Origin of the sequence: Pseudomonas mohnii, assembly GCF_900105115.1 — a bacterium.
Classification (GTDB): Bacteria; Pseudomonadota; Gammaproteobacteria; order Pseudomonadales; family Pseudomonadaceae; genus Aquipseudomonas; species Aquipseudomonas mohnii.
Genome location: NZ_FNRV01000001.1, coordinates 1,409,540 through 1,423,472, shown reverse-complemented (window position 1 = coordinate 1,423,472; position 13,933 = coordinate 1,409,540). Strand labels below are relative to the sequence as shown.

At 58.8% G+C, this 13,933-nt stretch carries 16 protein-coding genes; 8 read left to right on the top strand and 8 right to left on the bottom strand.

Translation table 11 applies throughout. The features are described from left to right. Positions 1-2 precede the first annotated feature (2 nt). Together lolD and BLV61_RS06740 are read left to right on the top strand one after the other, a co-directional pair. Positions 3-686, top strand: coding sequence for a lipoprotein-releasing ABC transporter ATP-binding protein LolD (gene lolD / locus BLV61_RS06745; protein WP_167361784.1), 684 nt, complete (start codon positions 3-5; stop codon positions 684-686). Positions 687-752: 66 nt separating this feature from the next. After that, positions 753-1,997: a lipoprotein-releasing ABC transporter permease subunit gene (locus BLV61_RS06740; protein ID WP_047531327.1), complete on the top strand. Its 1,245-nt coding sequence runs from the start codon at positions 753-755 to the stop codon at positions 1,995-1,997. A 104-nt stretch (positions 1,998-2,101) separates the two neighbouring features. On the opposite strand, the gene BLV61_RS06735 is transcribed toward BLV61_RS06740, so the two are convergent. Both BLV61_RS06735 and BLV61_RS06730 read right to left on the bottom strand, forming a co-directional pair. Further along, positions 2,102-3,451, bottom strand: a complete 1,350-nt coding sequence (locus BLV61_RS06735) for a heavy metal sensor histidine kinase (RefSeq protein WP_090463751.1) — start codon at positions 3,449-3,451, stop codon at positions 2,102-2,104. Then, complete coding sequence (locus BLV61_RS06730; protein ID WP_047531323.1) at positions 3,451-4,131, bottom strand: heavy metal response regulator transcription factor; 681 nt, start codon at positions 4,129-4,131, stop codon at positions 3,451-3,453. The genes BLV61_RS06735 and BLV61_RS06730 overlap by 1 nt, the downstream gene beginning before the upstream one ends. A gap of 155 nt (positions 4,132-4,286) precedes the next feature. Here BLV61_RS06730 and copI point away from each other — a divergent pair, with 155 nt between their 5' ends. Both copI and queF read left to right on the top strand, forming a co-directional pair. After that, positions 4,287-4,823: a copper-resistant cuproprotein CopI gene (gene copI, locus BLV61_RS06725; protein ID WP_090463748.1), complete on the top strand. Its 537-nt coding sequence runs from the start codon at positions 4,287-4,289 to the stop codon at positions 4,821-4,823. A 61-nt stretch (positions 4,824-4,884) separates the two neighbouring features. After that, the gene (gene queF / locus BLV61_RS06720) at positions 4,885-5,715 is read left to right on the top strand and encodes an NADPH-dependent 7-cyano-7-deazaguanine reductase QueF (RefSeq protein ID WP_090463745.1); all 831 of its coding nucleotides are present in this window, start codon (positions 4,885-4,887) and stop codon (positions 5,713-5,715) included. A 46-nt stretch (positions 5,716-5,761) separates the two neighbouring features. Here the strand turns inward: queF and BLV61_RS06715 are convergent, their stop codons facing one another. Both BLV61_RS06715 and pcrP read right to left on the bottom strand, forming a co-directional pair. After that, entirely contained in the window at positions 5,762-6,025 is a 264-nt protein-coding gene (locus BLV61_RS06715; protein WP_090463742.1) for a DUF4404 family protein, read from the bottom strand. Positions 6,026-6,134: 109 nt separating this feature from the next. Continuing rightward, positions 6,135-6,755: an HAD superfamily inactivated hydrolase PcrP gene (gene pcrP, locus BLV61_RS06710; protein WP_047531315.1), complete on the bottom strand. Its 621-nt coding sequence runs from the start codon at positions 6,753-6,755 to the stop codon at positions 6,135-6,137. A gap of 201 nt (positions 6,756-6,956) precedes the next feature. Between pcrP and BLV61_RS06705 the strand changes: the two genes are divergently transcribed. Beyond that, positions 6,957-7,646, top strand: coding sequence for an MlaA family lipoprotein (locus BLV61_RS06705; protein ID WP_047531313.1), 690 nt, complete (start codon positions 6,957-6,959; stop codon positions 7,644-7,646). 63 nt (positions 7,647-7,709) lie between these two features. On the opposite strand, the gene BLV61_RS06700 is transcribed toward BLV61_RS06705, so the two are convergent. Then, positions 7,710-8,009, bottom strand: a complete 300-nt coding sequence (locus tag BLV61_RS06700; RefSeq protein ID WP_047531311.1) for a PilZ domain-containing protein — start codon at positions 8,007-8,009, stop codon at positions 7,710-7,712. A gap of 275 nt (positions 8,010-8,284) precedes the next feature. Between BLV61_RS06700 and rssB the strand changes: the two genes are divergently transcribed. Both rssB and rssC read left to right on the top strand, forming a co-directional pair. Further along, a complete protein-coding gene (gene rssB, locus BLV61_RS06695; RefSeq protein WP_047531309.1) occupies positions 8,285-9,466 on the top strand; it encodes a two-component system response regulator RssB in 1,182 nt (393 codons plus the stop codon). Beyond that, the gene (gene rssC, locus BLV61_RS06690; RefSeq protein WP_047531307.1) at positions 9,466-9,948 is read left to right on the top strand and encodes an anti-sigma factor antagonist RssC; all 483 of its coding nucleotides are present in this window, start codon (positions 9,466-9,468) and stop codon (positions 9,946-9,948) included. The genes rssB and rssC overlap by 1 nt, the downstream gene beginning before the upstream one ends. A 95-nt stretch (positions 9,949-10,043) precedes the next feature. On the opposite strand, the gene tal is transcribed toward rssC, so the two are convergent. Together tal and dusA are read right to left on the bottom strand one after the other, a co-directional pair. Further along, the gene (gene tal, locus BLV61_RS06685) at positions 10,044-10,970 is read right to left on the bottom strand and encodes a transaldolase (RefSeq protein WP_090463739.1); all 927 of its coding nucleotides are present in this window, start codon (positions 10,968-10,970) and stop codon (positions 10,044-10,046) included. 178 nt (positions 10,971-11,148) lie between these two features. After that, positions 11,149-12,144 (bottom strand): tRNA dihydrouridine(20/20a) synthase DusA, encoded by a 996-nt coding sequence (gene dusA / locus BLV61_RS06680; protein WP_090463736.1) that lies wholly within the window; start codon positions 12,142-12,144, stop codon positions 11,149-11,151. A 606-nt stretch (positions 12,145-12,750) separates the two neighbouring features. Between dusA and BLV61_RS06675 the strand changes: the two genes are divergently transcribed. Next, positions 12,751-12,972 carry a hypothetical protein gene (locus BLV61_RS06675; RefSeq protein ID WP_090463733.1) on the top strand — a complete coding sequence of 74 codons (222 nt, stop codon included), beginning with the start codon at positions 12,751-12,753 and terminating at the stop codon, positions 12,970-12,972. An 83-nt stretch (positions 12,973-13,055) separates the two neighbouring features. Here BLV61_RS06675 and BLV61_RS06670 read toward each other — a convergent pair whose 3' ends face one another. After that, positions 13,056-13,820, bottom strand: coding sequence for a transporter substrate-binding domain-containing protein (locus BLV61_RS06670; protein WP_425272115.1), 765 nt, complete (start codon positions 13,818-13,820; stop codon positions 13,056-13,058). Positions 13,821-13,933 lie beyond the last annotated feature (113 nt).

Below are 13,933 nucleotides of genomic sequence, written 5' to 3'. Positions count from 1 at the left end.
GCATGAGTGATAAAGCAATCTTGAGCTGCCGCAACCTGGGCAAATCCTACGAGGAAGGCCCGGAGTCGGTGCAAGTGTTGGCCGGCCTGCAACTGGAGTTGCACCCGGGTGAGCGCGTGGCAATTGTCGGCACCTCGGGTTCGGGCAAAAGTACCTTGCTCAATCTGTTGGGCGGCCTCGACACGCCGACCAAAGGCAGCGTCTGGCTCGACGGTGAGGAACTGTCGGCCCTCAGCGAGAAGAATCGCGGCCTGCTGCGCAACCGGTCATTGGGTTTCGTTTATCAGTTCCACCACTTGCTGCCGGAATTCACCGCGCTGGAAAACGTCTGCATGCCGCTGCTGATCGGCAAGACCGCTATCCCGGAAGCGCGCCAGCGTGCAACGGCGCTGCTGGAGCGTGTGGGGCTGGGCCATCGCCTGGAGCACAAGCCGGCCGAACTGTCCGGTGGTGAGCGTCAGCGTGTCGCCATCGCCCGCGCCCTGGTGAACAAGCCAGGCCTGGTCATGCTCGACGAGCCGACCGGCAACCTCGACTCCCACACCGCCCAGGGCATTCAGGACTTGATGCTGGAACTCAGCACTTCGATGCGCACGGCGTTCCTGGTGGTGACCCACGACATGAACCTGGCCCGCCAGATGGATCGCGTCCTGCATTTGCAGGAAGGTTGTCTGACGCCTATCTGATTGGCTGAAACCCGGCGGGGATGAAAATCACGTCGGGTCTTTTATTTTTATACGGTGCCCCAGCGAATGTTCAGACCGTTATCGATCTTTATCGGCACGCGCTATACCCGCGCCAAGCGCCGCAATCGCTTTGTTTCCTTCATCTCGATGACCTCGATGATCGGCCTCGCCCTGGGCGTGCTGGCGATGATCGTGGTGCTGTCGGTGATGAACGGCTTCCAGCGCGAAATGAGCTCTCGCATCCTCGGCATGGTGCCGCACGCCACTATCGTCGGTGTAAACCCTATCGATGATTGGCAGCCGGTAGCCGCCGCCGCGATGAAAAATCCCGAAGTGACGGCGGCCGTGCCGTTCACCGAGATGGAAGGCATGCTGTCCTATAAAGGCACGATGCAGCCAATCCAGGTCAGCGGCGTTGATCCGGCGCTGGAAGGCCAGGTGTCGATCGTCGCCAAGCACATCGTCCAGGGACGTCTCGATGCGTTGAAGCCAGGTGAGTTCGGCGTGGTGATCGGCGAAATCACCGCACGGCGCTTCCGTTTGAACGTGGGCGACAAGATCACCCTGATCGTGCCGGAGGTCAGCAATGCGCCGGGCGGTATCACCCCGCGCATGCAGCGTCTGAACGTGGTCGGCGTGTTCAAGGTAGGCGCCGAGCTCGACGGCACGATGGCACTGATCCACATGGCCGACGCCGCGCAAATGCAGCATTGGGCGCCGAATCAGGTGCAGAGCGTGCGCCTGGCGGTGAAGGATCTGTACGCCGCGCCGCAGGTTTCCAGCGATATCGCCAGCGGTCTGGGGGCGGCCTACAAGGCTGACGACTGGACCCACACCCAGGGCAGCCTGTTCAGTGCGATGAAAATGGAAAAAACCATGATCGGCCTGCTGTTGTTGATGATCGTCGCAGTGGCGGCGTTCAACATCATCGCGACCCTGATCATGGTCGTGAACGACAAGGGCGCGGACATCGCGATCCTGCGCACCATCGGCGCGACGCCGCGTCAGATCATGGCGATCTTCATGGTGCAGGGCACGGTCATCGGGATTGTCGGCACCCTGATCGGTGGTGTACTTGGCGTGATCGCGGCGCTGAACGTCAGTGAAATGGTGGGTTGGATCGAGCGGGTCAGCGGGCAACACATCTTCAGTTCCGACGTGTATTTCGTCAGCAACCTGCCGTCCGAGTTGCAGGGCGGGGATGTGTTGTTGATCTGCTCGGCGGGGTTCGTGTTGAGCTTCCTGGCAACGGTTTACCCGGCGTGGCGTGCGGCGAAGATCGAGCCGGCTCATGCGTTGCGTTATTCGTAAGCGCTGAAATCGCATTCGCCGGCAAGCCGGCTCCTACAGTGTTGTGGACAGCGCAAAAACCTGTGGGAGCTGGCTTGCCAGCGAAGAGGCCGGTCCTGCTAGCCTCATACCTCCTTCGGCAACTCAATCACAAACCGCGTCCAGCCGTTTTCCGATTCGCAATGAATCGTCCCGCCGTGGGCGTTGACAATCGACTGGGTGATCGCCAATCCCAGTCCCGCATGCTCGCTGCTGCCTTCGTGGCGTGCAGGATCCACGCGGTAGAAGCGATCAAACAGGCGCGGCAGCAAATCCTTTGAAATCCCGTCGCCGCTGTTTTCAACTGTCAGGCTCAGGCCTTTGGGTTGATCGATTATCTTCACCCGTACCTCGCCATCAGCGGGCGTAAACCGCAACGCATTGTCCAGTAAATTGGAAAGCGCCCGTCGCAACATGTTCCGATCACCCATCATGTGCCCGTGACCTTCGCGGTTCAGCGTCACCCGAACGTCCTCGGCCAGCGGTGCGAAAAATTCCAGTAACACATCCGCCTCTGCCGCCAGATCCAGCGCTTCGCGTTTGGGCATCAACAATCCATGGTCGGCTTTCGCCAGGTACAACATGTCGTTGACCAATTGCGCCATCCATTGCAGTTCTTCGAGGTTGCTGTGCAGCGCTTCGCGGTAGTCCTCGATGGGGCGAGGGCGGGTGAGGGTGACTTGGGTGTGGGTCAGCAGGTTCGACAGCGGTGTGCGCAGTTCATGGGCAATGTCGGCGGAGAACGCCGAAAGCCGTTGAAAGGCGTCGTCGAGTCTTCCAAGCATTTCGTTGAAGCTGTGGGCCATTTCCGCCAGCTCCGACGGCATGCTCTCTTCCGGCAGGCGTGCGTTGAGCGAATGCGCTGAAACACCGCTGGCGATCGTGCTCATGCGTCGTAGTGGCCGCAACCCGCTGCGTGCCGCCCAGGCGCCGAGCAGGGCGGTGGCCAGGGCCGACAGGCCGACCGTCATCCAGATCAAATGCTGCATGCGTTGCAGGAAGTGTTGGTGATGGGTGATGTCCAGCAGCAGGGTCAATTGCGGTGAGTCGGGTTTGTCGTCAAACAAAGGTGCATTCAGGACGCGGTAGTCGGTTCCATGGTCGTTGATGGTCGATAACCCCGGTTTTTGCGGCAGCAGGTCCGGCAGGCTTGCGGAACTGTCATACCAGCGCCGGCCGTCGCTGCCGGTGATGCGCAATGAGAGATCGGCCTGGGGGCTTAATTCATCGGCCAGTTTGACTTCACTGTCCCGCGACTGAATGTCATGCAGCGCTCGCCGTACGCCGATCAGCTTGCTGTCGAGCAACTGCTGATCAAGCTCAACGAAGTGCGCCTCGCTGGCGCGGCTGAACAGCACCCCGGCGAACAACGACACCACCGCCGTGCACGCCGCGAAAAGCAGTGCCAGGCGACTGCTCAGTGAAAGTCGTGGCATCAGGCTGGACGCTCTTCGAGTACGTAACCCATGCCGCGTACGGTGTGGATCAGTTTGTTGGGGAATTCATCGTCGATTTTCAGGCGCAGGCGGCGGATCGCGACTTCGATGACGTTGGTGTCGCTGTCGAAATTCATGTCCCAGACCTGGGAGGCGATCAGCGATTTGGGCAGCACTTCGCCCTGGCGTCGCAGGAGCATTTCCAGCAAGGCGAATTCCTTGGCGGTCAGGTCGATGCGCTGGCCACCGCGTTCGACCCGACGGCGGATCAGGTCCAGGCGCAGGTCGGCCAGTTGCAGGCTGGTTTCCTGGGGCGTCGCGCTGCCACGACGCAACAGGCTGCGAACCCGGGCGAGCAACTCGGAAAAGGCGAAAGGCTTGACCAGGTAGTCGTCGGCACCGAGTTCGAGGCCGTGAACCCGGTCTTCCACGGCATCCCGCGCCGTCAGAAACAGAACCGGCGTGTCCAGGCCGGCACTGCGCACGGCCTGCAGAATCTGCCAGCCATCGCGACCTGGCAGCATCACATCGAGAATCAGCAGCGCGTAGTCGCCGCTCAACGCCAATTGCTGGCCGGTGCTGCCATCGGCCACCAGTTCGGTGTTGAAGCCGGCCTCGCTCAGGCCTTGGCGCAAGTACTGGCCGGTTTTTGGTTGGTCTTCGACGATCAGCAGTTTCATGGGCGACTCGGGCTAAATGGAACGACAGCTTTATACCGTGGGCGGCAACGGGGCAGGCCAAGCTGACAAAGTTGTAATCTGGCTGTCAGGTTGCGGGCAGCGGTAGCAGTCTAGAGTTTTCCACAGGCTGAACCTTATCTTGTTGGAGTACGACCATGTTTTTGCGCAAATCTTTGGCATTGGCCGCTTGTGTGTTGGCACTGAGCTCACCGGTCTGGGCCGCGCCAGCGAGTACCTACGACTTCGGCCAACCGGCACCCGCGTCCAAGGCGACCCGCAGCGTCGAGGTGGTGATGGGCGACATGTCGTTCACCCCCAAGGCCATTGATATCAAGGCCGGGGAGACCATTCGCTTTGTCCTGGTGAATAAAGGTCAATTGCTGCACGAGTTCAACCTCGGTGACGCGGCGATGCATGCCAGACACCAGCAGGAAATGTTGCAGATGCAGCAAAGCGGCATGATGACGCCTACAGGCATGATGAACATGGATCACGGGTCGATGGCCGGGATGGATCACTCATCTCAAGGGCATGCCATGAAGCACGACGACCCCAACAGTGTACTGGTAGAACCGGGTAAAACCGCCGAACTGACCTGGACCTTCAGCAAAGCCGCCAACCTGGAATTTGCCTGCAACGTCCCCGGTCATTACCAGGCCGGCATGGTAGGTAAATTGACAGTCAGTCAGTAAGCACTCAAAGGCGGGAACAAAGGCTGGTAGAATCCGCTGATTCTTCAGTCAGGTTTCCGCCATGCATCCCGCAGCCGAACACTCGCCGCTGGGCAAATCCAGCGAATACATCGCCACTTACACGCCGTCCTTGCTGTTCCCGATTCCGCGTACTGCGAAGTGGGCCGAGCTGGGCCTGACGGCTGAAACCCTGCCGTACAAGGGCGTGGACTTCTGGAACTGCTTTGAATTGTCGTGGCTGTTGCCGTCGGGCAAGCCGGTGGTGGCCATCGGTGAGTTCAGCATTCCGGCGGATTCGCCGAACATCATTGAGTCGAAGTCGTTCAAGCTGTACCTCAACTCCCTGAACCAGACACCGTTCGCCGACACTGCGAGCCTCGAAGCGACGCTGGTCAAAGACCTGTCCGCCGCCGCCGGCAAACCGGTCGGCGTGCGTATTCGCAGCCTGAAAGATGTCGAGGCCGAAGGCGTCGTGGCGTTGCCGGGTGTGTGCATCGATGAGCTGGATATCAGTGTCAGCAACTACGAGCATCCACGTCCGGAACTGCTGCGGTGCGATGAAAGCCGCATTGTGGAGGAGAGCGTGCACAGCCATCTGCTCAAGTCCAACTGTCCGGTCACCCGTCAGCCTGACTGGGGTAGCGTGGCGGTGGAATACCGTGGCGCGGCGCTGGATCATGCGAGCTTGCTGGAATACATCGTCAGCTTCCGTCAGCACTCGGATTTCCATGAACAGTGCGTGGAACGCATCTTCCTTGATCTGCAGCGCTTGCTGAAGCCGGAGAAGTTGACGGTTTATGCGCGTTACGTTCGTCGTGGCGGACTGGATATCAACCCGTATCGCAGTACTGAAGAGGTGCAGTTGCCGAACCATCGTCTGGTCCGTCAATGACGATCTAATGAAGGAGCGAGCAAGCTCGCTCCTGCAAGGTTCTTTTTCAGATCCCCATGTTGCCCAAGGCTTGCGCGATGTTGCGCAGGGTGCCGGCCAGGGTCGGGTGTTCGAGTTCGAAGCGTTCCACCGCCAGATTGACGCCATCGGCGAGGTTGACATCCTTGGTCTTGGTTTCGAGTTCAAGTTCAAGCGAGATCTGTTGCATCAGCGCGTGCAGGTCTGCGCGCTCGGCTTCTGTCAGCGGAGGATTCTGTTCCAATTGCTCGCGCAGGGCATTGAGCTGTTCTTGCAGTTCGCGGGCAGGCATTGCGTTCTTCCTTTTATCGATTGGCATTGGCATAGACCGCGATGGCGCGCCAAAGGTCTATGGCTGACCTTTAGATTAATCCACTCCCGCCTAACCTGCATGATCTCGATCAGGGCTTTTCGCCTTTGAGCCGGCGCAGGCTGATATCGGCCAGGCAGGTGTCGAGCTCATCCAGGTGATCGATCACCGAATGCACGCCCAGGGCGAAAAGTTGCATCGTTGCCTTACCGCGTTTCAGATCGCGCTCTTGAGGCGACAGCGCCTGCCATTCGATGGGCGACATCCCGCAAAGCGAGCCGCAGGACGCCAGGCCGATCGTCCACAGGCCGGCATTGAGCCCGGCTTGCAGCAAGCGCGGTTCGCCGCTGACCAGCACGCAGCCATCCAGCTTCTCGACGTTCAGCGCCATCAACGCTTGCCAGCAGGCGTGCGGCGCCGGCCAAGGATTGATTGTTTCGAGGTGTTGCGAAGGTTTGATCCATTCCGGCAGGGCGGCGGCCAACGGAAGGCTGAGGGAGGAGGGCAGTTCGTCGAGCCAGGCGCAGGGAATCTGTTGATGCTGCAAGCTGCGCAGACTCTTCAGGGCGCCGGGCGTGGCCTCGGCGTGCTCGGCCGCGTGGCCACCGTTCAGGCGCGTACGGGCGCCGAAATCCACCAGGCAGCCACTGAGGCCGAACAGCACGGCGGTCAGGCGCGGCGCAGGTTGAGGTGAGGTTTCAGCGTGCGGCATGTCAACGTCCCTGAAATAGCCTCAAGGCTAAGCGACGACGGTGACAGTTGAGTGACATGGGTGTGAATGGCTCGCAATCGATGCAGAATCATCTGCGGCGCCAGTGGCCTGATGATGCCTAAAGCAGTCTTTCCGTCTTATACTGATGGTCTTTCCGCCGGGCCAATGCGTCCGTGTCAGTACAATCCAAGGAGTTTTTCTATGCGCTGGAGCAATCATCTAGCTCAGCTTTGTGTGTGCGCCAGCGCGTTGCTGGTTCCGTTCGTTGCCCAGGCAGCGTCGGAAGACGATCCTTGGGAAAGCATCAACCGCCCGATCTACAAGTTCAACGACGTACTCGACACCTATGCGCTGAAGCCTTTGGCCCAGGGCTATCAGTACGTGACGCCGCAGTTTGTCGAAGACGGCATTCATAACTTCTTCCAGAACATCGGTGATGTGCGCAACCTGGCCAACGACCTGCTGCAAGCCAAGCCAGCCGCCGCCGGTGTCGATACTGCACGCCTGATTTTCAACACCACCTTCGGCCTGTTGGGTTTCATCGATGTCGGCACCAAGATGGGCTTGCATCGCAATGATGAAGACTTCGGCCAGACGCTTGGTTATTGGGGCGTGGGCAGTGGTCCTTATGTGATGCTGCCGTTCTTCGGCCCGAGCACCGTGCGTGACGCGCCCTCGAAATTCGTCGACACCTACACTGGCGCTTACCGCTATGTGAATGACGTGCCGGTGCGTAACTCGTTCTTCGTCCTGGATGTCACTGACACCCGCGCCAACCTGCTGTCGAGCGAGAAATTGATCACTGGCGACAAGTACACCTTCATCCGTAACGCGTACTTGCAGAACCGCGAATTCAAGGTCAAGGACGGTCAGGTCGAAGACGATTTTTAAATCCTGACCGATAAAACAAAAAAGCGGCCGTCATCGGGCCGCTTTTTTTCGTCTGGAGCGACGTTATTTCATTCTCAATATTGTAAGGCCGAGTTTCTGATTGCCGTCTTCCGGTTCGTTCACCCACACCACCTCGGTGTCGGCTTCGAGCCCTTTCAACGCTTGATGCTCGGATTCGATGCGTACAAGTAGCCGGTCACCGACCCTGAACGAGCGCTGCGCCTGAAGCTGCATGCCACTGCTGGAAAGGTCGATACAGACGGCTGGCACCTCATCCCCCTCATGAATCAGTGACACATCGGCATCGACCCGCATGCGGATGTAATCGCGCTTTTCGCTATAGTCTCGACGGGTTTGGCTCATGGGTTTGATCCTTCCATTGGGTTACGGTTTTGACGGTTCTTATAACTCTCGGTGATTTGACAAGTGTAGACCTCAAGCGACCATCGGCGTGAGCTTGAAACGCCTCGCGGATGGGAGTACCGTCTGCGCCTTAGAAGGGCACCTCTGGTGTACATGCGTGTAGGGCAAATGCTCGAAAACAGTGCGACAGAGAGGCTAGAAAGCGAATCCAGTAGTTTGAGCCGGGCCAAAACCCGAGCCGCTACGCCAACCTAATTCTGGCGCCGTTTGCCCACATGCCAAAAACCAGTGCCACGCTGCTGATAATCGATGATGACGAGGTAGTGCGCGCGAGTCTCGCCGCCTATTTGGAAGACAGTGGTTTCAGCGTCTTGCAGGCCAGCAATGGCCAGCAGGGCCTTCAGGTATTCGAGCAAGACAAGCCCGACTTGGTGATCTGCGATCTGCGCATGCCGCAGATGGGCGGGCTCGAACTCATCCGCCAGGTGACCGAGCTGTCGCCGCAAACGCCGGTGATCGTGGTGTCGGGCGCCGGTGTGATGAACGACGCGGTCGAAGCGTTGCGCCTGGGCGCAGCGGATTACCTGATCAAGCCTCTCGAAGATCTGGCCGTGCTCGAGCACTCTGTGCGTCGGGCCCTGGATCGTGCGCGCCTGCTGCTGGAAAACCAGCGCTACCGCGAGAAGCTGGAGAAGGCCAACCGTGAGCTCGCCGCCAGTCTGAACCTGCTCCAGGAAGACCAGAACGCCGGTCGCCAGGTGCAGATGAACATGCTGCCGGTCAGCCCCTGGACCATCGACGAGTTCAAGTTTGCTCACCAGATCATCCCGTCGCTGTACCTGTCGGGTGATTTCGTCGACTATTTCCGCGTCGACGAGCGCCGGGTGGCGTTCTACCTGGCGGACGTTTCCGGGCATGGCGCCTCTTCAGCCTTCGTCACCGTGCTGTTGAAGTTCATGACCACGCGCCTGCTGTTCGAGTCCAAGCGCAGCGGTACATTGCCGGAATTCAAGCCTTCAGAGGTTCTTGGTCATATCAACCGGGGCCTGATCAGTTGTAAGCTGGGTAAACACGTCACAATGGTCGGTGGAGTCATCGACGAGGAGACAGGTTTGTTGACCTATAGCATCGGTGGTCATTTGCCGTTGCCAGTGTTGTACACACCCGACAGTGTTCGTTATCTGGAAGGGCGTGGCCTGCCGGTGGGCCTCTTCAACGAAGCCACCTACGAAGACCACGTGCTGGAACTGCCACCGACCTTCAGCCTGACGCTGATGTCCGATGGCATTCTGGACCTTTTGCCAGAACCCACACTCAAAGAAAAAGAAGCTGCATTGCCCCAACGGGTCAAGGCGGCGGGCGGCAGCCTGGATGGTCTGCGGCAGGTTTTTGGATTGGCCACGCTAGGGGAGATGCCGGATGATATCGCCCTGTTGGTGTTGAGCAGGAATCTTTAATGAGTACCGGTAGAATCCAGTTCGCCGAGCAGGACGGCACCTTCGTCCTCAAGTTCGTCGGTGAAGTTCGCCTGACCCTGTGTTCGGCGTTGGATGCGACTATTGATCGGATCTTCACGGCGTTGAATTTCAACACCATCGTGATCGACCTGACTGAAACCCGCAGCATCGACAGCACCACCCTTGGCCTTCTGGCCAAGCTGTCGATTCTCTCGCGGCAAAAGGTCGGTCTGCTGCCGACCGTCGTCACCACCCACGAAGACATCACCCGGCTGCTGCAGTCCATGGGCTTCGAGCAAGTGTTCAACATCGTTGACAAGCCCGTGCCGTGCCCGGAATGCCTGGACGACCTGCCGGATCAGGACCAGTCGGAAGAAGTGGTGCGAATCAAGGTGCTGGAAGCGCACAAGATCCTCATGGGGCTGAACGACCATAATCGCGAAGCGTTCCATGATCTGGTGAATGCGTTGGAGCGGCATTGATCCCCTGAGGCCCTTGCGAAGCCAACCTATTGCCTGATGCGCAAAAAAAGGGCGAACCCAATGGTTCGCCCTTTTTGCACGTGCGCTGAACTAGATCACAGCTTGGCTTGCAGCAATGCTTCGAGTTTCTCCTGATCGCGCGCGAACTGACGAATACCTTCAGCCAGTTTCTCGGTCGCCATCGCGTCCTCGTTGGACAACCAGCGGAACTGCGCTTCATTCAGGCTCAAACGTGCTTCGCCGGCATGCCCTGGCGCCAGTTTGCGCTCCAGCTTGCCAGTGTCCGCCGCCAGCTTGTCGATCAGGTCCGGGCTGATGGTCAGACGATCGCAGCCGGCCAGTTGTTCGATCTGGCCCAGGTTGCGGAAGCTCGCGCCCATCACGACGGTTTTGTAGCCGTTGGCCTTGTAGTAGTTGTAGATGCGCGTCACCGACTGCACGCCCGGATCGTCCGCGCCGGTGTAGTCGTTGCCGTTGGCTTTCTTGTACCAGTCGTAGATACGGCCCACGAACGGCGAAATCAGGAACACCCCGGCGTCAGCGCAAGCAGCCGCCTGAGCGAAGGAAAATAGCAGGGTCAGGTTGGTCTGGATGCCTTCCTTTTCCAGAATCTCCGCCGCGCGGATGCCTTCCCAGGTGGAGGCGATCTTGATCAGCACACGGTCGCGGCCGATGCCGGCCTTTTCGTACAGTTCGATCAGACGATGCGCGCGCTTCAATACGGCGTCAGTGTCGAACGACAGGCGCGCATCCACCTCGGTGGAAATGCGACCCGGGATCACTTTCAGGATTTCTTGACCCACTGCAACGCCAAACCGGTCGCTGGCCAGGCCCACATCGCCCTTGCAGTCGTTGGCGCAAGCGTTCAGCAATTCGGCGTAAGCAGGAATCGCCGCCGCTTTGAGCAGCAGGGAAGGGTTGGTGGTGGCGTCTACCGGTTTAACCCGAGCGATTGCTTCGAAGTCGCCGGTGTCGGCAACGACGGTGGTCATTTGTTTGAGTTGTTCCAGCTTGGAAGTCATGGGCGTGCTCTGTCCTATGGGTCTGATGACATTACCCGAGCGCTGACAGCCACTCAAGGGCGCTTACGTGTATCGATGGCCCCTGCGGCAACAACCTGAAAACGGCTGTTTGAAAGGCGGGGCGCGGTATCGGTAAATACGATGCCAAAACAGACCACAGGTTCAAAGCAACCGACCGTCAGCGCCCTTCGAGCAACGCCGCCGCCTGATCCAGCAACGCCAGCGGGTCTTTGGCCTTGTGGATATCCACCGACAGCAACTGCCGGAATTTGCGCGCACCCGGAAACCCGGTGCCCAGGCCGAGCACATGCCGGGTAATGTGGTGCATCGAACCGCCGGCATTGATGTGCGCAGCAATATAAGGCCGCAATTGCGCCAACGCCTCGGCGCGAGTGATCACCGGCGCCTTGCTGCCGAACAACTGCTGGTCCACCTCGGCCATTACATAAGGGTTGTGATACGCCTCACGACCCAGCATCACACCGTCGAACGTCTGCAAATGCTCGTGACAGGCTTCCAGCGTCTTGATGCCGCCGTTGAGAATGATCTCCAGCTCCGGAAAATCCGCCTTCAACTGCGCCGCCACGTCATAACGCAGGGGCGGAATGTCACGGTTCTCCTTCGGCGACAACCCCTCCAGAATCGCAATCCGCGCATGCACGGTAAAACTGGTGCACCCGGCATCCCGAACCGTCCCCACGAAATCACACAACTCTTCGTAACTGTCCCGCCCATTGATACCGATGCGATGCTTCACCGTCACCGGAATCGACACCGCATCACGCATCGCCTTCACACAATCAGCCACCAACTGCGGATGCCCCATCAGGCACGCACCGATCATGTTGTTCTGCACCCGATCACTCGGGCAGCCGACATTCAGGTTCACCTCGTCGTAGCCGTGGTCCTGGGCCATGCGGGCGCAGGCGGCCAGATCCAGCGGAACGCTGCCGCCGAGCTGCAACGCGAGCGGATGCTCGGCTTCGTTATGGCGCAGGAAACGCTCGTGATCGCCATTGAGCAGAGCGCCGGTGGTGACCATTTCGGTGTAGAGGAGGGCGTTTTTTGAGAGTAGGCGCAGGAAGAAACGGCAATGGCGGTCGGTCCAATCCATCATCGGTGCGACGGAAAAACGACGGGAGAGCGGGGCAGGCTTGGCGTTGGTTACGGACATTGGGGATCTGGAATCGGTGAGGCTGGGAGGTGGGGGAGTTTAACAGGATTGGGCTATTCGCTGAGATTCACGTTCGAGGTAATGCAACCGCGCCTTGTGAACTTCCACGCCGTTGATGCCATATCGCAAATGTAGGAAATCTCCCTCAACTCGCGTCGACATTGCCCATATTGTTATTCCTCTAGCCACCCCGATAGATACCCTTCTACAGTCGCTGCAAAATCAGCGACAAGGGTGTGGAAGCCCTTCACAAGATCTAGGCGCACAAGGCGCCACCTGAATTTAAGCAGGCGCTTTTTTCATGTCTGCTGTTAAATTATGGCGGCTGTGCGCGGGGCACTTTCGGGTGCGCCGGGTTCCTAGATCTCCGGTCTTCCACACCTACGCACAGCTGCCACCCATCATGTGGAAGTGATGCTGGCAGTTCCTTTATCAATTCTAGGAACGATACTGATGAAGAAGATCACTCCTTTTTTCATTCAGAAACTGCACTACCTGAACCAACGCTGTAACCAACAAAAGTTTCATAATCCCCGACACACCTGCGGCCTAGGATGAACGGACAAGACCCAGCCTCCGCTTACCCACCCCACAGGAACCCGAAAAATGATCTCAAACCTCTTCAAAGTCTCGCTCATCGCCGGTGCTTTGCTGTTGAGTGCCTGTTCGGGTGTGACGTCTCATGAAACGTATTCGGCCGAATCCGTGCCGTCCGCTGGCTTTGGTCCGGGGCCTACCAATAGCAACCCCAACAAGATGAGTTTCCATGGCAATGCGTTGAGCAACAGCTTCGGCGAGTACAGTTCGGGGTTGCTGCACGACGACTGACGGTGTTCGGTTTGACCTCTGTAGGTGCCGGCAAGCTGGCTCCTACAGTGCTGTGTTCTTTCACCGTAGTCAGGCGTGACGCGTTACTTCGCGTCAGGCACCGCCAGCCACTGCCGCAGAATCTTCTGGTAATTGCCTGTCACCTTGGCCAGGTGCAGCCACTGATCGACGTATAGTTTCCAGGTCATGTCGTCGCGGGGTAGCAGGTAGGCTTTTTCGCCGTATTGCATGTATTGCGTCGGGTTGACCGCGCACAGCCCCGGTTTGAGTTTCTGCTGGTACAGTGCTTCCGAGGCGTCGGTGATCATCACGTCAGCCTTCTTGTCCAGCAGCTCCTGGAAAATGCTCACGTTGTCGTGCAGTTGCAACTGCGCCTTGGGCAGCAATGCGTGAACGAAGGCTTCGTTGGTGCCGCCGGCCGGTTCGACCAGGCGAACCGAGGGTTGGTTGATCTGCTCGAGGGTCTGGTACTGCGCCTGGTCTTCGCAGCGCACCAGCGGGATTTTGCCGTCGACGTCTAGCGTGGTGCTGAAGAAGGCCTTTTTCTGCCGCTCGAGAGTGACCGAGATACCGCCCATGCCGATGTCGCATTTGCCGGCGAGCATGTCCGGCATCAGGGTTTTCCAGGTGGTGGGCACCCACTCGACCTTGACACCGAGGCTGTCGGCCAGGGAGCGGGCCATGGCGATGTCGATCCCGGCGTATTCGCCGTCTTCGCCTTTGGAGGTGTAGGGTTTGTAATCGCCCGTCGTGCAGACGCGCAGTTGGCCTTGTTGGATGACGCTATCCAGGTGTGAGGTGCCTTCCGCCGACGCACCAAGGGATAGAGCGAGCAGGCCGCTGAGCATTATCGCGCTTTGTGGGATTTTCATTTTTTCGGGCTTTTGTGAGGGTCGAAGAGGACTGAGTGTAGTGAACCCGTCTCTTTGCTGTCATTGGCAACAAAAAGGGCGTTCCACTT